This is a genomic window from Youhaiella tibetensis (assembly GCF_008000755.1).
GTDB lineage: Bacteria > Pseudomonadota > Alphaproteobacteria > Rhizobiales > Devosiaceae > Paradevosia > Paradevosia tibetensis.
The window spans coordinates 4214115-4240965 of sequence record NZ_CP041690.1; the positions used below are offsets into that span (position 1 = coordinate 4214115).

Annotated in this window: 26 protein-coding genes; 5 read left to right on the forward strand and 21 right to left on the reverse strand. The window is 64.7% G+C overall.

Going from position 1 to position 26851, the window contains the following annotated elements:
• Window positions 1-11: 11 nt before the first annotated feature.
• On the reverse strand, window positions 12-545 hold the full coding sequence (gene ppa / locus FNA67_RS20630) for an inorganic diphosphatase (protein WP_049706941.1): 534 nt from the start codon (window positions 543-545) through the stop codon (window positions 12-14).
• Window positions 546-647: 102 nt separating this feature from the next.
• Here ppa and FNA67_RS20635 point away from each other — a divergent pair, with 102 nt between their 5' ends.
• Window positions 648-1223, forward strand: coding sequence for a hypothetical protein (locus FNA67_RS20635; RefSeq protein WP_049706942.1), 576 nt, complete (start codon window positions 648-650; stop codon window positions 1221-1223).
• On the opposite strand, the gene FNA67_RS20640 is transcribed toward FNA67_RS20635, so the two are convergent.
• Together FNA67_RS20640 and FNA67_RS20645 are read right to left on the reverse strand one after the other, a co-directional pair.
• On the reverse strand, window positions 1220-2269 hold the full coding sequence (locus tag FNA67_RS20640; protein ID WP_147657992.1) for a MerR family transcriptional regulator: 1050 nt from the start codon (window positions 2267-2269) through the stop codon (window positions 1220-1222). The genes FNA67_RS20635 and FNA67_RS20640 overlap by 4 nt on opposite strands.
• 77 nt (window positions 2270-2346) lie before the next feature.
• Window positions 2347-2811, reverse strand: coding sequence for a MarR family winged helix-turn-helix transcriptional regulator (locus FNA67_RS20645; RefSeq protein WP_049706944.1), 465 nt, complete (start codon window positions 2809-2811; stop codon window positions 2347-2349).
• A gap of 76 nt (window positions 2812-2887) precedes the next feature.
• Here FNA67_RS20645 and FNA67_RS20650 point away from each other — a divergent pair, with 76 nt between their 5' ends.
• Entirely contained in the window at window positions 2888-3202 is a 315-nt protein-coding gene (locus FNA67_RS20650) for a hypothetical protein (protein ID WP_049706945.1), read from the forward strand.
• Between the two features lie 232 nt (window positions 3203-3434).
• Here the strand turns inward: FNA67_RS20650 and FNA67_RS20655 are convergent, their stop codons facing one another.
• Complete coding sequence (locus tag FNA67_RS20655) at window positions 3435-3872, reverse strand: tellurite resistance TerB family protein (RefSeq protein WP_049706946.1); 438 nt, start codon at window positions 3870-3872, stop codon at window positions 3435-3437.
• 216 nt (window positions 3873-4088) lie between these two features.
• On the opposite strand from FNA67_RS20655, the gene FNA67_RS20660 reads away from it, so the two are divergent.
• The 3 genes from FNA67_RS20660 to FNA67_RS20670 are packed head-to-tail and all read left to right on the forward strand — an operon-like array spanning window position 4089 to window position 9890.
• Window positions 4089-4844, forward strand: a complete 756-nt coding sequence (locus FNA67_RS20660; RefSeq protein WP_147657993.1) for an ImuA family protein — start codon at window positions 4089-4091, stop codon at window positions 4842-4844.
• Entirely contained in the window at window positions 4795-6468 is a 1674-nt protein-coding gene (locus FNA67_RS20665) for a Y-family DNA polymerase (protein ID WP_170267382.1), read from the forward strand. The genes FNA67_RS20660 and FNA67_RS20665 overlap by 50 nt, the downstream gene beginning before the upstream one ends.
• On the forward strand, window positions 6465-9890 hold the full coding sequence (locus FNA67_RS20670) for an error-prone DNA polymerase (protein WP_147657995.1): 3426 nt from the start codon (window positions 6465-6467) through the stop codon (window positions 9888-9890). Before FNA67_RS20665 ends, FNA67_RS20670 begins: the two co-directional genes overlap by 4 nt.
• Window positions 9891-9893: 3 nt before the next feature.
• Here FNA67_RS20670 and FNA67_RS20675 read toward each other — a convergent pair whose 3' ends face one another.
• The 17 genes from FNA67_RS20675 to sdhA form a co-directional block, all read right to left on the reverse strand.
• Complete coding sequence (locus tag FNA67_RS20675; protein WP_049706950.1) at window positions 9894-10181, reverse strand: 4a-hydroxytetrahydrobiopterin dehydratase; 288 nt, start codon at window positions 10179-10181, stop codon at window positions 9894-9896.
• Window positions 10182-10705: 524 nt separating this feature from the next.
• The gene (gene lpdA, locus FNA67_RS20680) at window positions 10706-12115 is read right to left on the reverse strand and encodes a dihydrolipoyl dehydrogenase (protein WP_049706951.1); all 1410 of its coding nucleotides are present in this window, start codon (window positions 12113-12115) and stop codon (window positions 10706-10708) included.
• 11 nt (window positions 12116-12126) lie between these two features.
• Window positions 12127-12762 (reverse strand): LysE family transporter, encoded by a 636-nt coding sequence (locus FNA67_RS20685; protein ID WP_147657996.1) that lies wholly within the window; start codon window positions 12760-12762, stop codon window positions 12127-12129.
• 3 nt (window positions 12763-12765) lie between these two features.
• The gene (locus tag FNA67_RS20690; RefSeq protein WP_147657997.1) at window positions 12766-13251 is read right to left on the reverse strand and encodes a hypothetical protein; all 486 of its coding nucleotides are present in this window, start codon (window positions 13249-13251) and stop codon (window positions 12766-12768) included.
• Between the two features lie 4 nt (window positions 13252-13255).
• A complete protein-coding gene (gene odhB, locus FNA67_RS20695) occupies window positions 13256-14518 on the reverse strand; it encodes a 2-oxoglutarate dehydrogenase complex dihydrolipoyllysine-residue succinyltransferase (RefSeq protein WP_147657998.1) in 1263 nt (420 codons plus the stop codon).
• A 12-nt stretch (window positions 14519-14530) separates the two neighbouring features.
• A complete protein-coding gene (locus FNA67_RS20700) occupies window positions 14531-17542 on the reverse strand; it encodes a 2-oxoglutarate dehydrogenase E1 component (protein ID WP_049706955.1) in 3012 nt (1003 codons plus the stop codon).
• 150 nt (window positions 17543-17692) lie between these two features.
• Entirely contained in the window at window positions 17693-18598 is a 906-nt protein-coding gene (sucD, locus tag FNA67_RS20705) for a succinate--CoA ligase subunit alpha (protein ID WP_049706956.1), read from the reverse strand.
• 8 nt (window positions 18599-18606) lie between these two features.
• A complete protein-coding gene (locus tag FNA67_RS20710) occupies window positions 18607-18978 on the reverse strand; it encodes a cupin domain-containing protein (protein WP_049706957.1) in 372 nt (123 codons plus the stop codon).
• A 2-nt stretch (window positions 18979-18980) separates the two neighbouring features.
• Window positions 18981-20177, reverse strand: a complete 1197-nt coding sequence (gene sucC / locus FNA67_RS20715) for an ADP-forming succinate--CoA ligase subunit beta (protein ID WP_049706958.1) — start codon at window positions 20175-20177, stop codon at window positions 18981-18983.
• Window positions 20178-20243: 66 nt separating this feature from the next.
• Window positions 20244-21206 carry a malate dehydrogenase gene (mdh, locus tag FNA67_RS20720; protein ID WP_049706959.1) on the reverse strand — a complete coding sequence of 321 codons (963 nt, stop codon included), beginning with the start codon at window positions 21204-21206 and terminating at the stop codon, window positions 20244-20246.
• A 127-nt stretch (window positions 21207-21333) separates the two neighbouring features.
• On the reverse strand, window positions 21334-22464 hold the full coding sequence (gene zapE, locus FNA67_RS20725) for a cell division protein ZapE (RefSeq protein ID WP_147657999.1): 1131 nt from the start codon (window positions 22462-22464) through the stop codon (window positions 21334-21336).
• 1 nt (window position 22465) lies between these two features.
• Window positions 22466-23089 carry an AprI/Inh family metalloprotease inhibitor gene (locus FNA67_RS20730; RefSeq protein ID WP_170267383.1) on the reverse strand — a complete coding sequence of 208 codons (624 nt, stop codon included), beginning with the start codon at window positions 23087-23089 and terminating at the stop codon, window positions 22466-22468.
• A gap of 153 nt (window positions 23090-23242) precedes the next feature.
• Window positions 23243-23464, reverse strand: coding sequence for a hypothetical protein (locus FNA67_RS20735; RefSeq protein ID WP_049706962.1), 222 nt, complete (start codon window positions 23462-23464; stop codon window positions 23243-23245).
• 32 nt (window positions 23465-23496) lie between these two features.
• A complete protein-coding gene (locus tag FNA67_RS20740; protein ID WP_147658000.1) occupies window positions 23497-24279 on the reverse strand; it encodes a succinate dehydrogenase iron-sulfur subunit in 783 nt (260 codons plus the stop codon).
• Between the two features lie 21 nt (window positions 24280-24300).
• On the reverse strand, window positions 24301-24597 hold the full coding sequence (locus tag FNA67_RS20745) for a hypothetical protein (RefSeq protein WP_049706964.1): 297 nt from the start codon (window positions 24595-24597) through the stop codon (window positions 24301-24303).
• Window positions 24594-25025 (reverse strand): DUF3052 domain-containing protein, encoded by a 432-nt coding sequence (locus tag FNA67_RS20750; RefSeq protein ID WP_147658001.1) that lies wholly within the window; start codon window positions 25023-25025, stop codon window positions 24594-24596. Before FNA67_RS20750 ends, FNA67_RS20745 begins: the two co-directional genes overlap by 4 nt.
• Before the next feature lie 12 nt (window positions 25026-25037).
• A complete protein-coding gene (sdhA, locus tag FNA67_RS20755) occupies window positions 25038-26849 on the reverse strand; it encodes a succinate dehydrogenase flavoprotein subunit (RefSeq protein WP_147658002.1) in 1812 nt (603 codons plus the stop codon).
• Between the last annotated feature and the right edge of the window lie 2 nt (window positions 26850-26851).

Genomic DNA, 26851 nt, shown 5'->3' on the forward strand with positions numbered 1-26851 from the left:
GCAGCAGGGCGCTACTTGGCGGCCTTGGCGCGTTCGATGGAATCGAGCACGACCTTGCGCGCTTCCTCGACATCGCCGACGCCGCGGATCTTGGCCCACTTGCCGGGCTCGAGATCCTTGTAGTGGGTGAAGAAGTGCTTGACGCGCTCGACCTCGATGGCCGGCATGTCAGCAATGGTCTTGACGTCGTCATAGACCTTGGTGAGCTTGGAGACTGGCACCGCCAGGATCTTTTCGTCCTGCCCGCCATCGTCTTCCATCAGCAGCACGCCGATCGGACGGCAGCGCACGACGCCCCCCGGGATGATCGGGCGCGAATTCATGATCAGCACGTCGAGCGGATCGCCATCGCCGCAGAGCGTATGGGGCACGAACCCGTAATTGCCCGGGTAGCGCATGGGCGTATAGAGGAAGCGATCGACGAACAGCGCCCCCGAATCCTTGTCCATCTCGTACTTGATCGGCTCGCCGCCGATCGGGACTTCGATGATCACGTTCAGGTCGTCGGGCGGGTTCTTGCCGATGGCAATGGCATCGATATTCATGGCGGGCTCGTCTTAGGGAGGAGGTGCGGGCTTTTTGCCTATGTGAGGTCACGAATGCAAGCCATATTGCCCGGCCAACAGCCCCGCGAGAGGAACGCCGCGATGACCTTTACGACGCCCCCTGCCCTGCTGCCCCTGGCTTTCGCCTTCGCCGTGCTGGCCGCCCCGGCCGGCGCCGCCCAATATGATTCGGCCTATACCGAACTCGACCTCGACCAGTGCACCGTGCTCGATGCCGACGATTTCGGAGCCCAGTATGCCTGCCCCGGCTACAAGGGCATCCCCATGTTCGTCGCCGAGGGCGACCTGCGCTTCATGGTGAGCTACGGGTTCGGCGCCCCCGAGGCCAAGGCCGCCTCCCAGACGCTGCCGCCTTTCAATACCCTCGCCCCCACCATCGAGTGGCGCGTCTCCAACGTCACCGGCGGCTGGAAGCCTTTCGCCACCATCGTGCGCTACCTGCTCGATGACGACGAGAACGAGGCCCAGAAGAAGCGCCAGGTGCTGGTGGTGACGAGGATTTCCGAAGAGGGCACCTGCCAGATCGCCTGGGTGGACGCCAAGGCCAATGCCGATGCCAACGAACTCGCCCGCAAGGCCGCCGACGACAAGGCCGGCGACTTCGATTGCGACAAGGACCCCGAGATCGTGGGCAAGTTCGAGGCCTGGAAGCGCTAGGCGCGCTGCTCCTCCCCGCCATTGGGCCGGTAGGCGATGACCCCGGCCGTGCGCGCCCGCTGCCCGGGCGAACCCAGGCACGAGGCGACGCCCTCGTAACCCGGTGCACCCGGATAGGGCGTGACCAGCATCGGCGGATTGTGGTTGGCCGGGCAGAAAAGCACCGCCTCGGCCGGCGTGACGGCCGCCAGGTCCAGAATGGCGCTGGAGCGCGTGAGGCAGAAGACCGGCTTGGCCTGCGGCCCGCGCCGGCGCAGATGCGCCACCAGCGCCGCCTGCGTGCCCGGATCGAGCCCGTCCTCGATCATGTCGATGACGAGAATGGCCGGGTCCGGCGCTTCGAGCGCGACGAGGAGCGCCAGGAGCGCGTCCGAGGCGGCGCCGCCGTCCTCGACGATCCACTCCTGCGCCCGGGCGACCCTTGCGGCCAGCGCCACATCGCCCGCGAGCCCTGCCCTGAAGTCGGCGCCATCCCCGGCGAGACGCTCGAGCCCGAGGAAGGCCGCGCCGGCCAAGGTTTCGGAAAGCCGGCGCGCCAGCCGGGTCTTGCCGCTGAAGAGGGGCCCGACGATGAAGGTGAGCGAGGCGACGCGCTCAAGCGCGAAGCGCTCGCCATCCCAGGGCCAGGGCAGGTCGAACGCCACGGCCGGCGCGGCGGCGGGCACGGCAAGCGCGGCCAGCTCGCTCACGGCGGGCGCCTTGCCGGCCCCAAGGGCCGAGCGCATCGCCCCCACCTGCGCCAGCGCCGAGGTGAGCTGGGCGATTCGCCCTTCGAGCGCGGCCTGGTGCCCAGCGAGCACGCGCGTCATTTCCGCTTCGTCCCGGGCGAGAACGCGCCCGATCTGGGCAAGGCTGAGGCCGAGGGCGCGCAGGGCGACGATGTCGCGGGCCCTTGCCATGTCCTCGGGCCCATAGGCGCGCCAGCCCGTGGCGCTGCGCAGCGGCGCCAGAAATCCCTTTTCCTCGTAGAGGCGCAGGGCCTTCACCGAGACGCCGAGCAGGTCGGCGGCCTCCGAGGGGCTGTAGTGGCGATCTTTGAACGTCATGGAATCACCCTTCCGGTTCGATGATTCTCGCGTTTATGGGAGCGGCCCCAGGGGGCGGGTCAAGAGATCGGATCGGGTCAGGGCGCCGGGCTGCCGGTGGCGGTCTTCTCATTGAGGATGCGCAGGGCGCGCTCCATCTGGGCGAAGAGCTCTGGACCGAGGATGTCTTTGTATTCGTTTTCGATTTCGCGCTTGATGGCATTGCGCTCGACCAGGTCGAACAGCCCCAGCCCCGTCAGTTCCACCCGCCGCAGGCGCTTGTCGGCCGGGTCGGTGACGCGGGTCACCACGCCATCGGCCTCGAGCTGGTCGAGCAATTGCTGCACGGCCTGCTTGGAAAGCCCCATGCGCTCGGGCAGGGCTGCCTGCGACACCCCGTTCGGTCCCACATGCCCCAGCACCTCCCCGCGCGCCTCCAGATGCCAGGGAAAGCCGCGCGCCGCCATTTCCCGGCGCATGCGATCGCGCCAATGCTGCGCCGCGCGCCAGAGATGCAGGCCGATATGATCAATGCTGCGGGCATCGTCAAGCTTCTTGACCAATTTCGAGTTCCGCTCTATTAGCTCGTCAAGTTACTTGACTATTATCGCAAAACCCCAGGAAACACGAGGCTTTCCAATGATTGTTCACGACAATTCGATTCTCGAGGCGCTGCTGCGCGGCTCCACCCATTATCTCGATCTCGGCAATGGCGTCGAAGCGGCGGTGCATTACGGCGCCGACGGCGCGGCCGCCATGCTGGCCCCCAACGGGGGACGCCGCACCGGCCGTTGGGCGGTGACCCCGACCGGCTACCATGTCGATTGGGAGGGTGGCCCAAGCGCCGACTGGCAGATCGATATCGAGCCCGGCCGCATCGGCTATCGCGACGGCGAGGGCGTCGAAAAGGGCACCGTCACCAAGATCGTGCCGGGCAACGCCATCGCAGCATAAGGGCTGGCGTCAGGCGGGGAGCCGCGGTCACCGGGCGTGACCCTGGCCCCCCGGCCTTCGCCGGGGAAGAGTCTGCCTCGGGAAGGCCCGGGACGCATATCGAGGACCTCTGGAAGCCCGCACGAGCCGATCGGCTTCATGAGAAAACGCCCCCGATCGCCGTCACCAGCGCGAGAGCCGGGGTCGCGGGACTTTTTTCCCAGGCACGGAAAAGATGGGGGCCGAACGGCCCCTATTCGGCCTTGCGGGCCATCTGGTTGCGCAGGATGTTGCGGTCGCGGGTGGAGACCCCGATGAGCTCGGCGATGCGCCAGACCATATTGTCCTCGAGCTCGTGGTTCTTGTTGTCCGCGAACACCACCTGCCACATCATGCGCACGATCTCGATGCGCTCGTCGTCCTCGAGCGAGGAGAGCCCTGAGGTGAACTGGTAGAAATCCACCGCGTCGGCATCCCGGCGCAGGGCCTCGGCAATGAGCTTTTCGACCTCGCTCTCGTCCAGGTCGTAGTAATCCTGCAACGCCGCCTTGATGGCCTGGCGCTCCTCATCCTTGAACGAGCCGTCGATCGCCGCCAGGTGGACGAGCAGCGCCGCCACCGACAGACGCGGGTCATGAAGATCGTGGCCTGTTTCGCTTTTGGAAAACAGGCGGTTGAGAGCCTCGAACATGTTGGGGCAGCTCCGGATACCAAGTATCCCAAGACATAGTGGGAGGAGCCGCGGGGCTCAATGACCGCAAGGCCACACTCGCGAAAGCTTTATCGCGCGTGTTGTCCCCAAACCGGCGCCGCCACCCCAGCCCTTCACGACTCGGCTTGACTCTTTTGAGCGCAAGTTGTTCTCTTTTTGTTCTAGCGAGTTCGGAACGGAAAGAGGATGTGTTCCATGGGCAGCCCAGCCAAGCAGGAGGCACTTGAGGCATTGCGTGCGCGCATTGCCGCGATCGAGAATCGCCCGCCGCTGGGTGAGAGCGGGGCGGACCTGCGGCGCAAGCAGGTGGAAGGCTTTCTCGCTTCCGCCCCCGGCCTGCTCCATGAGGTCTTCACCCCCGAGGAACGCAATGCCGGCGCCACGCTCGGCTTCTCGCTCGGCCAGGCCCGCGCCCTCATCAAGCCCGACCGGCCGGCGGTTTTCTATATGGGACTGGCCCATGAGAGCCAGGAACGCGGGCTGCCCTATGGCCCTGGCCTGCAGAATTTCGGCTTCGCCCCCGAGCACCTGACGCTGGTGCGCACCCAGACCATGCCCGAGCTGCTCTGGGCGATCGAGGAAGCGCTCTCCTGCCGGGCCGTCGCCGCCGTCATCGCCGATATCGGCGGCCACCCCAAGATCCTCGATTTCACCGTGAGCCGGCGCCTGAGCCTGCGGGCCGTCAGCGGCGGCGCCTCGGTCTTCCTCAACCGCTACGGCACCGGACGCGAAGCCAGCGCCGCGCAACTGCGCTGGCGGGTGGAGCCGGCGGTGAGCGAGGGACAGCGTTTCGATCCGCGTGCACCCGGAAATGCCCGCTGGCAGATCATTCTCGAGAAGGGACTTTTGAGCGGGGACATCAACAGGCAGGGCGACTGGAAATTGAGCTGGAATCATGGGTTTGAACTGGACGCAGACAAGAGTATCGCACGGCAGCAAGCGGCAGCCTGAACGGCGCTATCTGGTCCTGCATGTGCCGTACTGGGCGACCGACTGCTTCAAACGCCACGATCGCACCCTGGCTGAATCAACCCAACCCCTGGTGCTTTACGAAAAGCAGAAGAGCGCACTCAATATCGTTGCTGTCGATGCCTTGGCCGAAAAGGCCGGGCTTTCGAGCGACCTCAACCTGGCGCAGGCGCGTGCCGCCGTCCCGGGGCTGCAGGCTCGGGAAATCGACAGGCCCTTTCTTGAAGCTGCCTTCGCCGACTTTGCCGATTGGCTGTCTTTTGCCTCTCCTGTCGTTGCAGTCCTTCCCGACGTTACGGCCTTTGGCGATCTGGGTTTTGACGTCACTGGCGTTACGCACCTCTTTGGCGGGGAGCAGGCCATGCTCGCCGAGGTGCTCAAGCGGCTTGGCCATATCGGCATCCTGGCTCAAGGCGCCATTTCATCGAGCATCGGTGCAAGCTGGGCTCTAGCCCGATATGCGCCCAGCACCATCGCCACTCATGAGCAAACCCTTGAGGGCAGTGTCCTTGCCGATCTGCCCATCGGTGCGCTCCGGCTCGAGCGGGAACAGATATCGAGTCTCAGCCAGCTAGGCCTGCGCAGGATCGGCCAAGTCCTCGATTATGAGCGCCTCCACCTCCAGGCCCGGCTCGGTGAGAGTTTCATCCGTCGGCTCGATCAGGCCCGGGGGCGGGTTTCCGAGCAGATCCGCCCCAGAATCCCGGTGGCCGAACATTTCGTCGAACGCAGGTTCGCGGAGCCGCTTGGATTGCTCGACGATGTGCTGCTCGTGACCACCGACCTGGCCTTGCGCCTCGCCAGCGAACTGGAGATGGCAGGCCTAGGGGCCCGCAGCTTCCACCTCATGATCTATCGGGTGGATTACAAGCTGATGTGCCTCTCGGTGAACGCGGCTCGCGCCACGCGCGAGGCGAGCCATATCGATCGTCTCTTCCGCAATCGCGCCGAACGTCTGTCGGGGGAATTCGACGCCGGTTTCGGCATCGAGATGGTCCGGCTGGCTGCAACAGAACTGTCTCCTCTCCAATCCTCGCAAACGAGCGTCTTTGCCGAGGATGACGGGACCGGCGATCTGCACCGGCTTTATGACCGCATGAGCAGCAGGCTGGGAAGCCAGGCCGTGTTGCGCACGGTTTGGGTGAACACGCACATTCCCGAAAAAGCCGCCGGTCTGGCGCCTGTTGTTACGGCCCCCGAGACGCTCTCCTTCCCAGGAGAGGAGGAGCCTCGTCCTATCCGCCTCCTGCCGGCCCCAGAGCCCATTAAGGTCACTGCGGAAGTCCCGGACGGTCCGCCCGCCAGCATGGTCTGGCGACGCATTCTTTACCGGTTCGTCAAGGCTTCCGGCCCCGAGCGCATTGGCGAGGAATGGTGGCTGGACGAATTCGAGCTTTCGGAACGACGCTTGTTGCCGCCACGCCCCGAGGATCGCAGGAAACCGGCGAGCGAGAAGCCGCGGATCGAGATCCTTCGCCACATTATTCCGAGCCGGGACTATTACGTTGCCGAAGATGATGGCGGCCGGCGTTTCTGGCTCTTCCGCCAGGGACTTTACGGAGAAGAACCCAACCCGCAGTGGTTCATGCATGGATTTTTGCCATGAGCGAAAATCGCTTCACGGCCAGGCGTGCCACTGAAAAGCCTGACATCCCGGCCTATGCCGAGCTGATGACCACCAGCAATTTTTCCTTCCTGCGCGGAGCGGCGCATCCGGAGGAATTGCTGACGCGCGCCGTAAGCCTGGGCATGACGGGCCTGGGCCTTTGTGACCGCAATTCCTTTGCCGGCGTCGTCCGGGCTTTTACCGCGCTGCGCGACCTGCGCGACAAGCCCGATCTGGCCGCTGCGGCCCAGCGCTTCCGCTACGTGGTGGGGGTGAGGCTGGTCTTTGCCGACGGCACGCCCGACATTCTGGCCTACCCTACGGACAGGCAGGCCTATGGGCGGCTCTGCAAACTGCTGACGACCGGCAATTTGCGTGCCGAAAAAGGCGCCTGCACGCTTCATTTTGAGGATCTCGAAGCCTTTGCCGAAGGGCAGCTTTTCATCTTCCAGGTCGACGAAGGACGTTGGGAGGAAAGCGAAGCGGCTTTGTCCACCCTCAAGGCTTTTGCCGATGGCCGGGTATGGCTGGCTGCCGGCTGCACCTATCGCGGTCAGGACCGGATGCGGCTCAACCGCCTGGCCGACCTTGCCGCCAGGAACGGCATTCCGATGCTTGCCGTCAACGACGTGCTCTACCACGAGCCCGGCCGGCGCGTGCTCCAGGATGTGGTGACCTGCATCCGCGAGCACATGACGATTTTCGAGGCCGGCCGCACCTTGCAGAAGAACGCCGAGCGTTACCTCAAGCATCCCTTCGAGATGGCGCGCCTTTTCAGGGAGCATCCGCAAGCCATCCGCGAGACGCAGAACTTCATCGGGCGCCTCCGCTTTCGCCTGACGGACCTGGCCTACAATTATCCCGAGGAAACCGTAGGCAATGGCGAGACGGCACAGGAAACGCTCGAACGCCTGACCTGGGAAGGTGCGCATTGGCGCTATCCCAAGGGCATTCCCGAGAAGGTCAAAAGGGGGATATGGAGCGAGCTCTGTCTCATCGCCTATAAGCGCTATGCCGCTTACTTTCTGACCGTCCACGACCTCGTGCGCTTTGCCCGGCAGGAGAGGAATATCCTCTGCCAGGGGCGCGGATCGGCGGCTAATTCCATGGTCTGCTTCTGTCTGGGGGTCACCTCGGTCGACCCCGAGGTCGGCAATCTGGTCTTCGGGCGCTTCATCTCGACCGAGCGGGACGAGCCGCCCGATATCGACGTCGACTTCGAACACGAGCGGCGCGAAGAGGTCATGCAATATCTCTACGAGAAATACGGGCGCGACCGTACCGGGCTGACGGCAACGGTGGTGACCTATCGCTCGCGCGGTTCCATCCGCGAGGTTGCAAAAGTCTTCGGGCTGTCCTCGGACATGATCGCCGCTCTCAACGGCCTGAGCTGGGGCTGGCACTCGGGCCGCCTGCATCCGGATCGGGTCCAGTCCCTGGGCTACGATCCTGACGATCCGGCCTTGAGCAAGGTCCTCGATATTGCCGGGGAGTTGACCGGCTTCCCGCGTCACCTGTCCCAGCACGTGGGCGGCTTCGTCATCACACGCGACTATCTCGACCACATCGTCCCCATCAGCAATGCCGCCATGGAGAAGAGAACCGTGGTCGAGTGGGACAAGGACGACCTCGATGCCCTGGGCATCCTCAAGGTCGATGTGCTGGCCCTGGGCATGCTGACCTGTATCCGTCGCGCCTTCGATCTCATGCGCGAGCATTACGGACTCGACCTGGTGCTGGAAGGCGTGTTGAACGAGGAAAAGGAAGATGTGGACCGGCGCAGACGAGGCCAGCCCGCCCTGAGCGATCGCGTTTATGCCATGACGCATCGAGCCGATACGGTCGGCGTGTTCCAGATCGAAAGCCGGGCGCAGATGTCGATGCTGCCCCGTCTCAAACCGGAAAAGTTCTACGATCTGGTCATTGAGGTGGCAATCGTACGGCCCGGCCCGATCCAGGGCGGCATGGTGCATCCCTACCTCAAGCGGCGGCAGGGCATCGAGAAGCCGGAAATCAACCCCAGGCTCCACGAAGTCCTCGAACGGACAAAAGGTATCCCGCTCTTCCAGGAGCAGGCCATGCAGATCGCCATTGTCGGAGCCGGCTTCAGTCCGGGCGAGGCCGACCAGCTTCGGCGGGCCATGGCCACGTTCCGCCGCAACGGCACCATCCACAAGTATAAGGAGCGTTTCCTGCAGGGGATGGCCAGGAACGGCTACGAAGCCGAGTTCGCCGAACGCTGCTTCAAGCAGATCGAGGGCTTTGCCGATTATGGCTTTCCGGAAAGCCATGCAGCGTCCTTCGCCCTGCTCGTCTATGTTTCGTGCTGGCTCAAATGCCATTATCCCGATGTCTTCGCCTGCGCCCTGCTCAACAGCCAGCCCATGGGGTTCTATGCACCGGCCCAGCTCGTCCGCGATGCCCGCGAGCATGGCGTCCAGATACTCGATGTCGACGTGAACCGCTCATCTGCCGACAACACCCTCGAGGACGGGCGCTGGGAGGCGGAAAATCTCAACCGGCGTCACCAGGACATGATCAACGACATCCGGACCACCCGCGCCTTGCGGCTGGGCCTGTGCAATATCAGCGGTCTCAAGACGGACCATCGCGATCTGATCGTTGCCCGGCGTGGGGACGGATATACATCGATCCGGGATTTCTGGTTGCGGACCGGCCTGCCGGTTTCGGTCCTGCAGAAGCTGGCGGAAGCCGATGCCTTCCGGTCCATTGGCCTGAGCCGCCGGCAGGCGCTCTGGACGGTCAAGGGCTTGATGGGAACGGCAGGTGCCGAAACCTTGCCGCTCTTTGCCGTCTCGGGCCTGCCCACCGCGCCGGCACAGGAAGGAGAGGAGAGATTGCCGCTCATGAGCGAAGGGGAATCGGTCATCCATGATTACCGGACACTCTCGCTCTCGCTCAAGAGCCACCCGGTGACATTCATGCGCTCGATGCTGGAGGAGCGCGCCACCCGACCTACCGAATTCCTCGCTGAGGCCGTCCCGGGCAGGATTGTCGAGGTCGCCGGGCTGGTGCTGGTGCGTCAGCGGCCCGGCACGGCCAGCGGCGTGATTTTCATGACCCTGGAAGATGAGACGGGCATCGCCAATGTCGTGGTCTGGGACAAGGTGTTTCAGGCCAATCGACGCCTGGTGCTGACCGCGCGCATGCTGGCAGTGAAAGGCGTGGTGCAGCGCGAAGGGCTAGTGGTGCACCTTGTTGCGCGATCCTTCCACGATCTCACCCCGCAATTGCTGGCGATTGCCAGTGGGCACGACCTTGGTGACGCGATACTCGCCCGTGCCGATGAGGGCAAACGTGACCCTACTCTCGACCCCAGGTTGGCGGCAGAACGCAAGATCCAGGACTCTATCCTCCGCCAGGCCCATGCCGCCCTGCCGTCTGGGCGGAATTTTCATTAGGGGCTATTCGATCAGCGCGTCGATCCTGCGGGCCAGTTCGATGTCGTTGCGCGTCACCCCGCCCGCGTCGTGGGTGGAAAGCGAGATGGCGACCACATTGTAGGAATTGGACCAGTCCGGATGGTGGCCCGCCTTTTCGGCCAGCAACGCCACCCGGGTCATGAAGGCGAAGGCCTCCGAGAAATCGCGGAAGCCAAAGCTGCGGAAGATGGACTTGCGCTCCTCGTCATAGTCCCAGGGCATTTCGGCAAGCGCGGCGTTGCGTTCGGCTTCGGCGATGAGATCGGCCATGTCGAGGATCCTCCGGGGATAAAGGGGCACGATAAGCAAAACCCCCGTCCTGGGCTCGGGGTCCCGGCTAACGAGCCGGGCCAATCCGTGGGCGGGGGCTTGCGACAAATGTCGCAAAGCCACAACGACGGGGCACCCCGAGGGGTTCCAGCGCGTAGCCGCCGACAATGCTTCAGAGCCAGGGTCGGGGCCGACGGCTGCTCAACGCGGGTGGCGAGGGGACTTCTGTGTAGCAGTGATGAGGGGGGCGCGAAAATTCAGCGGATGGTTCGTCTCCCTCCCCTTGTGAGGAGGGATTGCGGGTGGGGTGAGCCCCAGACTTCGAGACTCGCATCTCCCCCACCCTTGTTCCCTCCCCACAAGGGGGAGGGAGACCTGCCGGCGCGATACGGCATGAATACAGGGCCGGCTGCGCACGGGAAGATCGGTGAGAGTGGCGAGTTGGTCGCAAAGTGTGCTCGGCTACGCGGGGGGCCAGCGCTCGAAGCAAAAGGGGGCCGCAGCCCCCTTTCAATCCACTGCCATCAGATGTGGATGGCGCCGTCGCCCAGCATGAGGGCGGCCTCGCGGATGGCCTCCGAGAGCGTGGGATGGGCATGGGTGGTGCGGGCCAGGTCTTCCCCGGCGCCCGAGAACTCCATGAGCACGGTCAGTTCGTGGATCATCTCGCCGGCATTGGCGCCCACGATATGGGCGCCCAGGACGCGATCGGTGGCAACATCGGCCAGGATCTTCACGAACCCCTGCGTGGCCAGCATGGCCTTGGCGCGGCCATTGGCGGTGAAGGGGAACTTGCCGACCTTGTAGTCGATGCCTTCGGCCTTGAGCTCGTCCTCGGTCTTGCCGACCGAGGCCACTTCCGGGCTGGTATAGACCACCGAGGGAATGGCGCCGTAATTGACGTGCCCGGCCTGACCGGCGACGATCTCGGCCACCGCTATGCCCTCGTCCTCGGCCTTGTGGGCCAGCATGGGGCCGGCGATGACGTCCCCGATCGCGTAGATGCCGTCCACGCTGGTCTTGTAATGGGCATCGGTGCGCACGCGCCCGCGCTCATCGAGCGCCACGCCCACGATCTCGAGGCCCAGTCCGTCCGTATAGGGCTTGCGGCCGATGGCCACGAGCGCCACATCGACATCGAGGAACTCCACATCGCCGCCCTTGGCCGGCTCGACCCGCACCTTGAGCGAGCCGTCTTCCTGCTTTTCGACGCCCGAGACCTTGCTGCCCAGCTTGAACTCGAAGCCCTGCTTCTGGAGCATGCGCTGGAACTGGCGGGCCACTTCGCTGTCCATGCCGGGGAGGATGCGGTCGAGATATTCGACCACCGTGACCTTGGAGCCCAGCCGGTTCCACACCGAGCCCAGCTCGAGCCCGATGACGCCGGCGCCGATGACCAGGAGCCGCTCGGGCACCTTGTCGAGCGCGATGGCCCCGGTCGAGGTCACGATCTGCTTCTCGTCGATCTCGATGCCCGGCAGGTTGGCCGAGACCGAGCCGGAAGCGATGACGATGTTCTTGGTTTCCACCGTAATGGTCGGCCCGCTCTGGGGCGTGACCAGGACCTTGCCCGGCGCGGCGATCGAGCCGATGCCGCGGAAGGTGGTGATCTTGTTCTTCTTGAAGAGATACTCCACGCCGTTGACGTTGGAGGCGACAGTCTCGTCCTTGTGGTTGAGCATCTGCGGCAGGTTGAGCACCGGCGCCGGGATGTCGATGCCGAGCTGGGAGAACATGTGCCCGGCTTCTTCGAACCGCTCGCTGGCGAACAGCAGCGCCTTGGAGGGGATGCAGCCGATATTGAGGCAGGTGCCCCCGAACGTGGCCCACTTTTCGATCACGGCGACCTTCATGCCGAGCTGTGCCGCCCGGATTGCCGCCACATAGCCGCCAGGGCCGCTACCGATGACCGTGAAGTCGAATTGCTCCGCCATTTCCCCAAACCTTAGTGTTGCCGCGCGATCGCCACGCGGATCGCCAACAGGATGAATGTAAGGCCGGTGACGCGATTAAACCACCGTCCGAGTTTGAAAAAGCCGTTCCGCACCCGCGGCACGGTGAAGAACACCGAGACCAGCGCGAACCAGGAAAACAGCACTAGGCTCATCGAGCCGACATAGAACACCTTGACCGGCCCGCTCGTGGTGGCGCTGACCAGGGTGGTGAACAGGGCCAGGAAGAACAGCACCGCCTTGGGATTGAGCAGGTTCGTGAGGAAACCCAGCGCAAAAGCGCCCCAGGGCGTGGCCGAACGCGGGCTGTCCTCGCCCAGGTCCTTGGGCGGCTGCGGGGCAGGCCCGCGCAGCGCCGAGATGCCCAGATAGAGAAGGTAGGCCGCGCCCAGATATTTGAGGGTATCAAAGAGCAGGATCGATTGCCCGACGATGACCCCGACGCCCAGCAGCGTATAGCTGCCATGGACGAGGATCGAGGTGGCGATGCCCGCCGAGGTGAACAGGGCCGCCTTGCGGTCATGGGCGATCGACTGGCGCAGCACCATGGCGAAATCGGCGCCGGGAATGACGGCGTTGATGCCGAAGGCCAGCATCAACCCCAGATATTCGAGCCAGTGTCCCTGCATGGCTTACCCGCTATGCCCCGTAAAGGAGCGCGCCGCCGCCCCGATGATCTGGCCCACTGTTTCGCTGATCACCGTGCGCATGCCCATATTGGCCACATCGCCCACGGCCTGGCTGAGCCGGTCCGAGAACTTCTCCTGCAGGCCTTCGGGGACCGAATTGAGGATGGTCAGCGTTTCCCGGGTCAATTGATAGTCCTTGGCGCCGGCCTTGTAGATGAAGCCCTCGTGCTCGAGCCAATCGAGGACCTGCTCGACATAGATGCGCGGCGGGATGTTGGAGCCTTCGATATAGCGCTCCCCGACCTGCTGGCGCAGGTTGGGCTTCTGCCGCTGCGTCTCCTCGCTCGCCACGATCACCAGCTTCTCGAAGGGTTCGCCCAGGACATCCGGGCGGATGTCCTGGGTGATCGGGAAATTGGAGATCAGGTAGTCGAAGATCAGCCCAACGGTGATGTTGAAATACTCGAGGTGCTTGTCGCCCCGAGCCATTTCACTAGAGGTCCAGCACCAGGCGCTCGGGCGCCTCGAGGCTTTCCTTGACCCGCACCAGGAACGTCACCGCTTCCTTGCCGTCCACGATCCGGTGATCGTAGGAAAGGGCGAGATACATCATCGGACGGATGACGATCTGGCCGTTCTCGACGACCGGGCGCTCCTGGATCTTGTGCATGCCCAGGATGCCCGACTGCGGGGCGTTGAGGATCGGCGTCGACATCAGCGAGCCGTAGACGCCGCCGTTGGAGATGGTGAAGGTGCCGCCCTGCATGTCGGCCATCGAGAGCTGGCCGTCACGGGCGAGCTTGCCCAGGCGCGAGATTTCCTTCTCGACGCCGGCGATCGACATCTGGTCGGCATTGCGCACCACCGGAACCACCAGGCCCTTCTCGGTGCCCACGGCCACCCCGATATGGGCGTAGTTCTTGTAGATGAGCTCGTCGCCGTCGATCTCGGCATTGACCGCCGGGATCTCCTTGAGGGCATGGACGACGGCCATGGTGAAGAAGCCCATGAAGCCGAGCTTGACCCCGTGCTTCTTCTCGAAAATGTCCTTGTAGCGGGCGCGCAGGTCCATGACCGGCTTCATGTCCACCTCGTTGAAGGTGGTGAGCATGGCCGCCGTGTTCTGGGCGTCCTTGAGGCGGCGCGCGATGGTCTGGCGCAGGCGCGTCATCTTCACGCGCTCCTCGCGCGCGCCATCTTCGGCGAGCGAAGGGGCACGCGGAGCCGGGGCGGGAGTCGGCGCAGGCGCTTCGGCCCGGGCCGCCGGCGCGGCGACCGGGGCGGGCGCGGCTGCGGCCAGCGCATCTTCCTTGAGCACCTGGCCATGCTTGCCCGAACCGGCAAGCCCATCGGGCGAGAGGCCCTTTTCGGCCAGAATCTTGGCTGCCGACGGGCTGGGCGGAATGGCCGCAGAACCCGAGGCCGTCGAAGCGGCCGGGGCAGCGGCAGGCGCCGCGGCGGGAGCGGCCTTGGGGGCCTCGGCCGGCTTGGCGGCGGGAGCGGCGGCAGGCTTGCCGTCACCACCGCCGATGGCGCCGATCAGCGCCCCGACATTGACCGTATCGCCCGGATTGGCTGCGATGGCTTCGAGTACGCCTGCAGCCGGGGCCGGGACCTCGATCGTCACCTTGTCCGTTTCCAGCTCGACCACCGGCTCATCGGCGGCGACCGCTTCGCCTACCTTCTTGAACCATTGGCCGATCGTGGCTTCGGTGACGCTTTCGCCCAGAGCGGGCACCCGGATATCTACCGACACTTTATTGTCCTCTTACTTGGCGAAAGCTTCTTCGAGGAAGCTGTGCAATTGTTCCAGATGCAGGCGCATGAGGCCCGTTGCCGTGGACGCGGAAGCCGGGCGCCCGACATAGCGCGGACGCTGGCCGGCGCGGCCCATCTGTTCCATGACCCAGTCGATATAGGGCTGCACGAACGCCCAGGCGCCCATGTTGCGCGGCTCTTCCTGGCACCAGACGATCTCCGCGTTCTGGAAGCGCGAGAGTTCGTCGAGCAGGGCCTTGGCCGGGAACGGATAGAGCTGCTCGAGGCGCAGCAGGTAGACATCGTCGATGCCGCGCTTCTCGCGGTCCTCGAGCAGGTCGTAATAGACCTTGCCCGAGCACAGCACCACGCGGCGGATCTTGTCGTCGGCCGCCAGCTTGATGGTGGTCTTGGGCACGCCCGGCGCCTCGGCATCGTCCCAGAGCAGGCGATGGAAGCAGCTGTCCGGACCCAGTTCGGCCAGGCCCGAGACGGCCCGCTTGTGGCGCAGCAGCGACTTGGGCGTCATCAGGATCAGCGGCTTGCGGAAGTCGCGGGTGATCTGGCGGCGCAGGATGTGGAAGTAATTGGCCGGCGTCGTGCAGTTGGCGACCTGCATGTTGTCTTCGGCGCAGAGCTGGAGATAGCGCTCGAGGCGCGCCGAGGAGTGCTCGGGTCCCTGGCCCTCATAGCCGTGCGGCAGGAGCATGACCAGGCCCGACATGCGGAACCACTTGCGCTCGCCCGAGGAGATGAACTGGTCCACCACCACCTGGGCGCCGTTGGCGAAATCGCCGAACTGGGCTTCCCACAGGGTCAGCGCCTTGGGCTCGGCCAGCGAGTAGCCGTATTCGAAGCCCAGCACCGCCTCTTCGGAAAGCATCGAGTTGATGACTTCGTAGCGCGACTGGTTGGGATCGAGCGCGTTGAGCGGGGTATAGGAAGCGTCGGTCTCCTGATCGTAGAGCACCGAGTGACGCTGGGTGAAGGTGCCGCGCTCGACGTCCTGGCCCGAAAGGCGCACCGGGTGGCCCTCGGTGACCAGCGTGCCGAACGCCAGAGCTTCGGCGGTGGCCCAGTCCAGGCCCTGCCCGCTCTCGATGGCCTGCAGGCGATTGTCCATGAACCGCTTGATGGTGCGGTGGACGTTAAAGCCCTCCGGAACCTTGGCCAGCTTGGTGCCGATCTCGGTCAGACGGGCGATCTCGACGCCCGAATCCCCGCGACGCGGCCCGTCGACCTCGGCGGTCTTGAAGTTCTTCCACTGCCCGTCGAGCCAGTCGGCCTTGTTGGGGCGGTAGTTCTGCCCGGCCTCGAACTCGCCTTCCAGGTGCGCGCGCCAGCCGGCCTTGAGGTTCTCGATGTCCTCGGCGCTCACCAGCCCTTCGGCCACCAGCTTTTCCGAGTAGATCTCGAGCGTGGTCTTGTGGCTGCGGATGCGCGAATACATCAGCGGCTGGGTGAAGCTGGGCTCGTCACCTTCGTTATGGCCGAAGCGGCGATAGCAGAACATGTCGATGACCACCGGGCGCCCGAAGCGCTGGCGGTATTCGATGGCGATCTTGGCCACATAGACCACCGCCTCCGGATCGTCCCCGTTCACGTGGAACACCGGGGCCTCGATCATCTTGGCGACGTCGGTCGGATAGGGCGAGGAGCGCGAATAGATCGGGGAGGTGGTAAAGCCGATCTGGTTGTTGATGACGAAATGGATCGAGCCGCCCGTGCGGTGACCCTTGAGGCCCGAAAGCCCCAGGCACTCGGCGACCACGCCTTGGCCGGCAAAGGCCGCATCCCCGTGCAGCAGCAGCGGCAGGACCATCGACCGGTCGATGACGCGGGTCTGGTCGTACGAGAGCAGCTTGCCGTCCGGCGAATTGTGCAGGTCCTGCTTGGCGCGGGCCTTGCCCAGCACCACCGGATCGACGATTTCCAGGTGCGACGGGTTGGCCGTCAGCGACAGGTGCACCTTGTTGTGATCGAACTCGCGGTCCGAGGAGGCGCCCAGGTGATACTTGACGTCGCCCGAACCCTCGACGTCGTCGGGATAGAAGGCGCCGCCCTTGAACTCATGGAAAAGCGCGCGGTGCGGCTTCTGCATGACCTGGGTGAGAACGTTGAGGCGCCCGCGATGGGCCATGCCCAGCACGATGTCCTTAACGCCCAGCGCCCCGCCGCGCTTGATGATCTGCTCGAGGGCGGGAATCAGCGATTCCGAGCCGTCCAGGCCAAAGCGCTTGGTGCCGGTATACTTGACGTCGAGGAACTTCTCGAAGCCTTCAGCCTCGATGAGCTTGTTGAGAATGGCCTTCTTGCCCTCGGGCGTGAAGGTGATCTCCTTGTCCGGCCCCTCGATGCGCTCCTGGATCCACTGCTTGGCCTCGGGATCGGAGATGTGCATGAACTCCACGCCGACCGTGGAGCAATAGGTGCGCTGCAGGATCGCCAGCATTTCCGGGACCGTCGCGAACTCGAGGCCCAGATAGTTGTCGATGAAGATCTTGCGGTCGTAATCGGACGGCTGGAACCCGTAGGTGGCCGGATCGAGCTCCGGCGCCGGCTCGGGCGCCTTGAGTTTAAGGGGATCGAGGTCCGCCTGCAGGTGACCGCGCATCCGGTAGGCGCGGATCATCATGATGGCGTGGATGGAATCGCGCGTGGCCTGCATGACCTGGGCAGGCGTGGGCACCGGCGCGCCGGCCGATTCGGCCTTCGCGGTCACCGCCTTGGCGGTCTTCATGGCGATCTGGGAGGGGCTTATGCCCCAATTGCCGTCGAGCGCGGCCACCAGCTCGCCATTGGGCGCCTGCGGCCAGTCGGTCCGGGCCCAGCTCGGGCCCTCCGCATTCCTGGAGACCTGGGCGGCATCGTCGCCGAGCTTACCGAAGTAGCTTGCCCAGGTGGGATCGACACTTGAGGGATCGGTTTTGAACCTCGCGTACAGCTCCTCGATATAGTCGGCATTGCCGCCATAGAGGAAGGAGGTCAACAAGAACGCTTCGTTCTTTTCCTGTCGTGTCATTTTTCTAGCGCGGGGTTCTCGCCCGCCATCCTTTTCATCATGCCGGGCGCCCCCGGCCGGGCGCGGTCCTCAATCTGACCGCTTTGGCTTGCAATCATCTTAACGGGCGGGGCGTGCGTGGCGTCCCGCCGGCTATTTTTCGTGCCGGTCTCAGCCCTTGAGGACTTCGGCCAGCGTCACCCCGATTCGCGCCGGGGACTTGGAAACCCGGATCCCGGCCCGTTCCATGGCCGCGATCTTGTCTTCAGCGCCGCCCTTACCGCCCGAAATTACGGCGCCAGCATGACCCATCGTGCGACCCGCCGGAGCGGTGAGGCCCGCGATGAACCCGGCCATCGGCTTCTTGCGGCCGCGCTTGGCTTCATCGATCAGGAACTGGGCCGCATCTTCCTCGGCCGAACCGCCGATCTCCCCGATCATGATGATCGACTTGGTCGCTTCGTCGGCCAGGAACATCTCGAGCACGTCGATGAATTCGGTGCCCTTGACCGGATCGCCGCCGATACCGACGGCCGTGGTCTGGCCGAGGCCGGCATTGGTGGTCTGGAACACTGCTTCATAGGTAAGCGTGCCCGAGCGCGAAACAATGCCGACCGAGCCCTTCGAGAAAATCGAGCCCGGCATGATGCCGATCTTGCATTCTTCTGGCGTGAGCACTCCTGGGCAGTTGGGTCCGATCAGGCGCGACTTGCTCTTTTCGAGCCTGGCCTTGACCTTAACCATGTCCAGAACCGGAACACCTTCGGTAATTGCCACGATCAGCGGAATTTCTGCGTCAATCGCCTCGATAATCGCATCTGCTGCGCCGGCGGGCGGCACGTAGATGACCGAAGCATTGGCACCTGTGCGCTCGCGCGCTTCGGCGACGGTGGCGAAGATGGGCAGGTTGGTGCCGTCCACGCCGCTCGTCCAGGTCTCGCCGCCCTTCTTGGGATTGATGCCGCCCACCATCTTGGTGCCGTAATAGGCCAGCGCCTGCTCGGTGTGGAACGTTCCGGTCTTGCCGGTCAGCCCCTGGACGAGAACCTTGGTGTCTTTGTTGACGAGAATGGACATGAAACTTCCTACAGCCGATCCAGTTCGGTGACGGTCAGATCGCTCTTGGCGTTACCGGTATTGAGGGTTGTGGCGGGCTCGAACATCAGCACCACCGGCTCGTGGGTCAAGGATCTGGGGCGGTGCTCCACGCCCCGGGGTACGACGAGGAAATCGCCCTCGCCCAGTTCCACCGCGCCGTCGCGGAAATCGATGGCGATCTGCCCGCGCAGGACGAGAAACCCTTCGTCCTCGTGCTCATGGGCGTGCCAGTCGAAGACGGCGCCGAACTTGGCGACCTTGACCTGGGATTGGTTGACGTCGCCCGCAATGGCCGGCTTGAAGACGGCACTGATCTTCTCGTCGGCCGCCTTGAGCAGGTTGATCTTGCGGGGCGCCATCTCTATTGCCCCTTGATCGCCTTGACGATCTTCTGGGCGGCATCGTCGAGATCGTCCGCCGGGATGACGTTGAGCCCGGAATCGCGCAGGATGGCCTTGCCTTCCTTGACGTTGGTGCCTTCGAGCCGCACCACCAGCGGCACCTTGAGCCCCACTTCCTTGACGGCCGCCACCACGCCCTCGGCGATGATGTCGCAGCGCATGATGCCGCCGAAGATGTTGACCAGGATGCCTTTGACGTTGGGATCGGCGGTGATGATCTTGAAGGCCGCGGTGACCTTCTCCTTGGAGGCGCCGCCCCCGACATCGAGGAAGTTCGCCGGCTCTTCGCCGTAGAGCTTGATGATGTCCATCGTGGCCATGGCCAGGCCCGCGCCATTGACCATGCAGCCGATATTGCCGTCGAGCGCCACATAGGCGAGGTCGAACTTGGACGCCTCGATCTCCTTGGCGTCTTCCTCGCTGGTATCGCGCAGCGCCACCACGTCCGGATGCCGGAAGAGGGCGTTGTTGTCGAACGACACCTTGGCATCGAGCACGCGCAGGTGCCCGTCGGCCATCACGATCAGCGGATTGACCTCGAGCAGGCTCATGTCCTTGTCGCAGAACGCCTTGTAGAGCGCCGGGAAGAGCTGCTGGCTGTCGGCCTTGGCATCGCCCTCGAGCTTGAGGGCCGCGGCGAGCTTGTCGATATCGGCGGCGGTGACGCCGGTATCGGGATCGATGGCGAGGGTCACGATCTTTTCGGGGCTGTGCTCGGCGACCGCCTCGATATCCATGCCGCCTTCGGTGGAGACCACGAAGGCGACGCGCCCGACGGTGCGGTCGACCAGGATCGAGAGATAGAGCTCGCGAGCAATGTCGGCGCCATCCTCGATATAGAGGCGGTTGACCTGCTTGCCGGCGGGACCGGTCTGCTTGGTGACCAGCGTGTTGCCCAGCATCTCGCGGGCATTGGCCACCACGTCGGCGACCGACTTGGCCAGGCGCACGCCGCCCTTGGCGTCGGCGGACAGTTCCTTGAACTTGCCCTTGCCGCGCCCGCCGGCATGGATCTGGCTCTTGACCACATAGAGCGGCCCGGGAAGCGAATTGGCGGCCGCCTCGGCTTCATCGGCCGAGAAAATGGCAACGCCGCCGGCGACAGGCACGCCATATTCCTTGAGCAGCGCCTTGGCCTGGTGTTCGTGGATATTCATGAAGACCTCGTCGGGAGAGGTGAGGGAAGGCCCGCGAGCTGAAGCCGCGGGCCGTTTCGCTTTGGCTTACGCCAGCTTGGGGGCGATCTTCTTGCAGGCTTCGATGAGGCCCTCGACCGAAGCCACGGACTTGTCGAACGCCTTCTGCTCGGCCGAATTGAGCGCGATCTCGACGACCTTCTCGGCCCCGCCCGCGCCGATCACGGCCGGCACGCCCACATAGGTGCCCTTCACGCCATACTGGCCCGAAAGCTGGGCGGCCACCGGCAGCACGCGCTTCTTGTCCTTGAGGTAGCTCTCGGCCATGGCGATGGCCGAGGCGGCCGGCGCATAGAAGGCCGAACCGGTCTTGAGCAGGCCCACGATCTCGGCGCCGCCGTCGCGGGTGCGCTGGATGATCTGGTCGAGCTTTTCCTTGCTCATCCAGCCCATCTTGACGATGTCGGTGAGCGGGATGCCGGCGACGGTCGAATAGCGGGCCAGCGGCACCATGGAGTCGCCGTGCCCGCCGAGGACGAAGGCGGTGACGTCTTCGACCGACACGTTGAGCTCATCGGCGATGAAGTGACGGAAGCGGGCCGAATCGAGCACGCCCGCCATGCCCACCACGCGGTTGGCCGGCAGCCCCGAGAACTTCTGGAGCGCCCACACCATGGCGTCGAGCGGGTTGGTGATGCAGATGACGAAGGCGTCCTTGGCATACTTGGCGATGCCCGCGCCCACCTGCTCCATCACCTTCAGGTTGATTTCGAGCAGGTCGTCGCGGCTCATGCCCGGCTTGCGCGGCACGCCGGCGGTGACGATGATGACGTCGGCGCCGTCCAGGTCCTTGTATTCGGACGTGCCCTTGAGCTTGGCATCGAACCCTTCGACCGGGCCTGACTGGGCCAGGTCCAGGGCCTTGCCCTGCGGAACGCCGTCAACGATATCGAACAGGACTATGTCGCCAAGATCTTTGAGAGCTGCCAGATGTGCGAGAGTTCCGCCAATCTGTCCCGCCCCGATGAGAGCGATCTTCTTGCGCGCCATAGTGCTGTCCTTGCTGTCAATGAATGTTGTGCATTGGTTCGACGGCGCCCCTCTTAATCCTCTCCCATGACGCGCGCAAGTCAGCCCTTGGTCTGAATGGCAATGCGGTAAGACAACGCAGTGTTCATTATTCCTCGGGCTTTCGCGGCGCGTTGAGATAGTCGGTGGACTGCATCTCGATCAGGCGGGAAACGGTGCGGGCGAATTCGAAGCGGGTCTTGTCGTCCTGACCCAGGTCCTCGAGCGGGGCGGCAAAACTCGCGGCGAGCTTTACACCCCGATCATAGAGCGTGTCGATCAAAAGGATCAGGCGCTTGGAGGCATCGGACCGCGTGCGGTCCAGTTGCGGGACGTGGTCGATGAAGAGGGTGTCGAAGGCGTGGGCGAGCTTGAGGTAGTCGAAGGCGCCCAGCGGCTTTTCGCACAGATCGGCGAAATCGAACCGGGCCGCGCCCATGGCGGCACGAGGCACCTTGAGCCGACGGGTGCCCAGCCGCACTTCGGCCGGCGTGCCCCCCTGCCCGCCCGTCACCCGCTCCCAGAGCCGGTCCATGCCCGCGTCGGCCTCGGGACCGAAGAAATAGACTTCCTGCCCCTCGAACTTGAGCCGGCGGTAATCGGTCGGTCCATCGAGCTCGACCAGCTCGGTATTGGCCTTGAGGAGCGTGATGAAGGGCAGAAAGAGCTGGCGGTTGAGCCCGTTCTCGTAGAGCCGGTCGGGCACGACATTGGAGGTGGCCACCAGCGTCACCCCGCCCTCGAAGAGCTTTTCGAAGAGCCGCTGGAGCAGCATGGCGTTGGTGATGTCGTGGACGTGGAACTCGTCGAGGCACAGGAGCCGCAGCGACTTGACGAGGGGCTTGGTGACCGCCGCGATGGGATCGGCGCTTTCGGACTTGCCCTTGGCCTTGGCGCGGAAGGCGATGATGCCCTCGTGCACCTCGCTCATAAATTCGTGAAAGTGCACCCGCCGCTTCTCGGCGATGGGGACGGCGCCGAAGAAGAGATCCATGAGCATGGTCTTGCCGCGCCCGACATCGCCCACCAGGTAGGCCCCCTTGATGGTCTCGCGCCGCGCGAAAAGAGCCACCAGCCCCTTGCGCTGCCCACCGACCGCACCGAGCCCGGAGGCGATGCGATCGAGCACGCGCAGCGCGTCGCGCTGGAGGGGATCGTCGCTGACCGCGCCGCGCCCGACCAGATCGTCATAGGCGCTGCTGACCGGCCCCGTGACGCCGGACTTGCTGGCGGGCGAAATCTTAGGAGACCATGGTCAGGGCGATGCCGCCTGCTGCCGTGCCGATGAACTGGTTTCCGGTCTGGGTGAGAATGGCCACGATCGAGCCGGCCTCATCGAAGAGCTGCACCTGGCTGCCCGCCACCGACCAGGACGAAACATTGGCGAGCCCGCCGATCATGCAGCCGGGCACCGATGCGCGATAGCGCGCCGTGCCTGTCTTGATGGTCTGGGTGAGGTTGACGCGGCACTGCGAATTGCCCGCCGTGATGGTCCAGCCGCCGATGAGGCGATCAACCGAAAGGCCGCCCGAAAGGTCGCGGGCGCCAGCCGTCGTCTGGCCCGGAATGGCCAGCGGATCGAGCGAGGGGCCGCCATTGCCCGAAATGTCGCCCGTGGTCATGGTCGCGGGCTGGGCGCCGCCCAGCACCGGCGTGCCGGTGAGCGAGGGCGCGATCGGCCCCTGCACGGTCGAGCCGGCGATCGGCGGCAGCGAGGTCGAGGCGACAGAGGAACTCTGCACCGGCGGCAGGGCCGAGGGAGACGCCTTGCCCACGATATTGGGCATGTTCGACGTGGTGGCGCCACAGGCGGCCAGGGTGAGGGCGAGACAGGCGCCCGCGGCGGTAGCGGGAATTCCGCGCATCCAATGCATCAATGTGGTTTCCGTGGCTCGAACGGCAAATATTAACGGCAGCTTAAAGGGCCATATATCCAAAGACACGTTAGGCCGCAACGATCTGCCTTGACCAGAGGCTCCGGGCAATATGTGGCCGTTTTGCGGTTACCGGGAGGAAACCTAGACATCCATCTCGCGCAAAAGGTCCTCGGCGAGGATCTTGGCGTCGCGCGCTTCCTCCTCGGGCACCAGGATGGGGATGCCGCGCGGGCCGACGACGCCGGGCAGGCCCGGCAGCCCGTCCTCCCCGCTTTCGAGCGGGTGGAAACCATGCGCCTTGAGCGCCGTGACCAGGACCCGCGCCATGGACGGATCCTGCACTTCCGCGATTGTCTCGAACACGCCTGCGCTCTCCTGCCGCTGCGGCGGCGAGCTTAGGCGCTAACCCTGCGTTCGACCATCATCTTCTTGATCTCGGCGATGGCCTTGGCCGGGTTGAGACCCTTGGGGCAGGTCTTGGAGCAATTCATGATGGTGTGGCAGCGGTAGAGCTTGAAGGGATCCTCGAGATCGTCGAGCCGCTCCTGGGTGGCTTCGTCGCGGCTGTCGATAAGCCAGCGATAGGCCTGGAGCAGGATGGCCGGGCCCAGGTACTTCTCCCCGTTCCACCAATAGCTGGGGCACGAGGTCGAGCAGCAGGCGCACAGGATGCATTCGTAAAGCCCGTCGAGCTTGGCGCGCTCGGGCTTGGACTGCAGCCACTCGGTCCTGGGCGTGGGCGTGGTGGTCTTGAGCCAGGGCTCGATCGAGCGGTGCTGGGCGTAGAACGTGGTGAGGTCCGGAACCAGATCCTTGACTACCGGCATGTGCGGCAGCGGGTAGACCTTGATGGGCCCGGAAATGTCATCCATGCCCTTGGTGCAGGCCAGGGTATTGAACCCGTCGATATTCATCGCGCACGAGCCGCAGATGCCTTCGCGGCACGAGCGCCGCAGCGTCAGGGTGGGATCGACCTTGTTCTTGATCCAGAGCAGGCCGTCCAGGATCATCGGTCCGCAATCCTTGGTATCGACCCAATAGGTATCGATGCGCGGATTGGCTTCGGTGTCCGGATCGTAGCGATAGATCCGGAATTCCCGCAGGGCCGCGCTGTCGGGCTTCGGCCAGGTCTTGCCGACCTTGATCTGGGAGTTCTTGGGAAGCGTGAGCTGGACCATTCGTCCTGTCCTCGAAAGATACTAGTAGTTCGGCTTGCAGATCTGGTTGGACCGGGCGACGTACTCGTTCCATTCCTTCTGCACGTCCTGGGGCGCGTTTCCGGCCCCCTTCATCCCGGCGATGACGTAACCCATCATGCGCTCGTCGATGAGCTTCATGGCGGCATCGGCCTTGCAGGTGCACAGCGTCTCATCGCCACTGATGCCGAGGCAAACGCTCTTGAACTCGGACTTCTGGGCCGCCGTGGGCGCCCCGGCGAACGCCGGCCCGGCCGTCAGGGCCAGGGCAAGCACCCCAAGTGTCAGAAAAGACTTCACCGCAATTCCTTCCGGATGACCAGTTTGAGCCCCGACCAGACGGCATCGACCGCCGCCACCTTCACGTCCACCAGCCCCACCGGCAGCAGGACCTCGCGGATCACGTCCTCGGTGATGTCCGTGGGCACCTTGCTGGCCTTCTTGGGCCAGGAAACCCAGACCATCCCATCGCGCCTGATGGCGCCAAGAAAGGGCTTGGCGGCATCTTCAAGCACCGCACGCGAGGCGGTGAAGCCGTGGACGAAATCGAAACCCTCGGCCCCGGCGAGACCATCCCATCCGGCGCGGCGGGTTTCGGCAAAATCACGCGCCTCGGCCAACTCGGCGAGTTCAGCGGGAAGATCGAGAAACAGCACCCGCTGTCCGTCCTTGAGGCCCAGTTTCTGGGCCAGGGGCGTACCGGAATAGCCAGCGGGTGCGAGCGACATTGCCGACTTCCCTTAGTAGACGCGCGCCTTGGGCGCGATCTTCTTGAGCGGAATGCCGCCCTCGTTTTCCGGGGTCAGCGGATCGACATGCACCGGGCGGTAGTCGAGGCTGACGACGCCCGTATCGGTATCGATCGAGGACAGCGTATGCTTGCGCCACTCGACGTCGTCGCGGTTGGGAAAATCCTCGCGGGCATGCGCCCCGCGGCTTTCCTTGCGCGCTTCGGCCGAAACCACCGTCACCATGGCATTGGCCATGAGGTTTTCGAGCTCGAGCGTTTCCACCAGGTCGGAGTTCCAGATCATCGAGCGGTCGGTGACCTTGATGTCCTTGAGCTGCCCGTAAACCTCGGTCATGCGCTTGACGCCCTGCTGGAGCGTTTCGCCGGTGCGGAAGACGGCAGCGTCCTCCTGCATGGTGCGCTGCATCTTTTCGCGCAGCACGGCGGTCGGGGCGTTGCCGTTGGCGTAGCGGAGCTTGTCGAAGCGGGCGAGGATTTTCTCGTCCTGGGCGCGGTTGATGCCGGGGATCGGGGCGGCGCGGTCGATGACTTTTCCCGCGCGCAGGGCCGCGGCACGGCCGAAGACCACGAGATCGGTCAGCGAATTGGAGCCCAGGCGATTGGCGCCGTGCACCGAGGCGCAGGCGGCTTCGCCGGCGGCCATGAGGCCGGGGACCACGCGGTCAAAGGCGCCCGGAGCCGGGTTCAGCACTTCGCCGTGATAGTTCGTCGGGATACCGCCCATGTTGTAGTGGACGGTCGGCAGCACGGGAATCGGATCGCGGGTGAGGTCGACGCCGGCAAAGATCTTGGCGCTCTCGGTGATGCCCGGCAGGCGCTCGTGCAGCACGGCCGGATCGAGGTGGTCGAGGTGGAGGAAGATGTGGTCCTTCTTGGGGCCGACGCCGCGCCCTTCGCGGATTTCGAGCGTCATGCAGCGGGAGACCACGTCGCGCGAGGCCAGATCCTTGGCGTTGGGGGCGTAGCGCTCCATGAAGCGCTCGCCTTCCGAATTGACCAGATACCCGCCCTCGCCGCGCGCGCCCTCGGTGATGAGCACGCCCGCGCCATAGATGCCGGTGGGATGGAACTGCACGAATTCCATGTCCTGGAGCGGCAGGCCGGCGCGCGCCACCATGCCGTTGCCGTCGCCGGTGCAGGTATGGGCCGAGGTCGCCGAGAAATACGAGCGCCCGTAGCCGCCGGTGGCCAGCACCACCATCTTGGCGCGGAAGCGGTGCAGGGTGCCGTCGTCGAGCTTCCAGGCGATGATGCCCTGGCAGACGCCGTCATCGCTCATGATGAGGTCGAGCGCGAAATACTCGATGAAGAACTGCGCGTTGTGGCGCAGCGACTGGCCGTAGAGCGTGTGGAGGATGGCGTGGCCGGTGCGGTCGGCGGCGGCGCAGGTACGCTGCACCGGGGGACCGTCGCCGAATTCGGTCATGTGGCCGCCGAACGGGCGCTGGTAGATCTTGCCGTCTTCGGTACGCGAGAAGGGCACGCCATAGTGCTCGAGCTCGTAAACCGCCGCCGGAGCCTCGCGGGCGAGATACTCCATGGCGTCGTTGTCGCCGAGCCAGTCCGAGCCCTTGACGGTATCGTACATGTGCCACTGCCAGCTGTCGGGCCCCATGTTCTGGAGCGAGGCGGCAATGCCGCCCTGGGCGGCCACGGTGTGGGAGCGGGTCGGGAAAACCTTGGTGACGCAGGCAGTGTTGAGGCCCTGTTCGGCCATGCCCAGCGTGGCGCGCAGTCCCGCGCCGCCGGCGCCGACAACCACGACATCGAATTCGTGGTCGATGATTTCATAAGCCGTCATCA

Coding starts and splice junctions, on each gene's coding strand:
- ppa (WP_049706941.1), bottom strand. CDS start 545: ATGAATATCGATGCCATTGCCATCGGCAAGAACCCGCCCGACGACCTG.
- FNA67_RS20635 (WP_049706942.1), top strand. CDS start 648: ATGACCTTTACGACGCCCCCTGCCCTGCTGCCCCTGGCTTTCGCCTTC.
- FNA67_RS20640 (WP_147657992.1), bottom strand. CDS start 2,269: ATGACGTTCAAAGATCGCCACTACAGCCCCTCGGAGGCCGCCGACCTG.
- FNA67_RS20650 (WP_049706945.1), top strand. CDS start 2,888: ATGATTGTTCACGACAATTCGATTCTCGAGGCGCTGCTGCGCGGCTCC.
- FNA67_RS20655 (WP_049706946.1), bottom strand. CDS start 3,872: ATGTTCGAGGCTCTCAACCGCCTGTTTTCCAAAAGCGAAACAGGCCAC.
- FNA67_RS20660 (WP_147657993.1), top strand. CDS start 4,089: ATGGGCAGCCCAGCCAAGCAGGAGGCACTTGAGGCATTGCGTGCGCGC.
- FNA67_RS20670 (WP_147657995.1), top strand. CDS start 6,465: ATGAGCGAAAATCGCTTCACGGCCAGGCGTGCCACTGAAAAGCCTGAC.
- FNA67_RS20675 (WP_049706950.1), bottom strand. CDS start 10,181: ATGGCCGATCTCATCGCCGAAGCCGAACGCAACGCCGCGCTTGCCGAA.
- lpdA (WP_049706951.1), bottom strand. CDS start 12,115: ATGGCGGAGCAATTCGACTTCACGGTCATCGGTAGCGGCCCTGGCGGC.
- FNA67_RS20685 (WP_147657996.1), bottom strand. CDS start 12,762: ATGCAGGGACACTGGCTCGAATATCTGGGGTTGATGCTGGCCTTCGGC.
- FNA67_RS20690 (WP_147657997.1), bottom strand. CDS start 13,251: ATGGCTCGGGGCGACAAGCACCTCGAGTATTTCAACATCACCGTTGGG.
- FNA67_RS20700 (WP_049706955.1), bottom strand. CDS start 17,542: ATGACACGACAGGAAAAGAACGAAGCGTTCTTGTTGACCTCCTTCCTC.
- sucD (WP_049706956.1), bottom strand. CDS start 18,598: ATGTCCATTCTCGTCAACAAAGACACCAAGGTTCTCGTCCAGGGGCTG.
- FNA67_RS20710 (WP_049706957.1), bottom strand. CDS start 18,978: ATGGCGCCCCGCAAGATCAACCTGCTCAAGGCGGCCGACGAGAAGATC.
- sucC (WP_049706958.1), bottom strand. CDS start 20,177: ATGAATATCCACGAACACCAGGCCAAGGCGCTGCTCAAGGAATATGGC.
- mdh (WP_049706959.1), bottom strand. CDS start 21,206: ATGGCGCGCAAGAAGATCGCTCTCATCGGGGCGGGACAGATTGGCGGA.
- FNA67_RS20730 (WP_170267383.1), bottom strand. CDS start 23,089: ATGCGCGGAATTCCCGCTACCGCCGCGGGCGCCTGTCTCGCCCTCACC.
- FNA67_RS20740 (WP_147658000.1), bottom strand. CDS start 24,279: ATGGTCCAGCTCACGCTTCCCAAGAACTCCCAGATCAAGGTCGGCAAG.
- FNA67_RS20750 (WP_147658001.1), bottom strand. CDS start 25,025: ATGTCGCTCGCACCCGCTGGCTATTCCGGTACGCCCCTGGCCCAGAAA.
- sdhA (WP_147658002.1), bottom strand. CDS start 26,849: ATGACGGCTTATGAAATCATCGACCACGAATTCGATGTCGTGGTTGTC.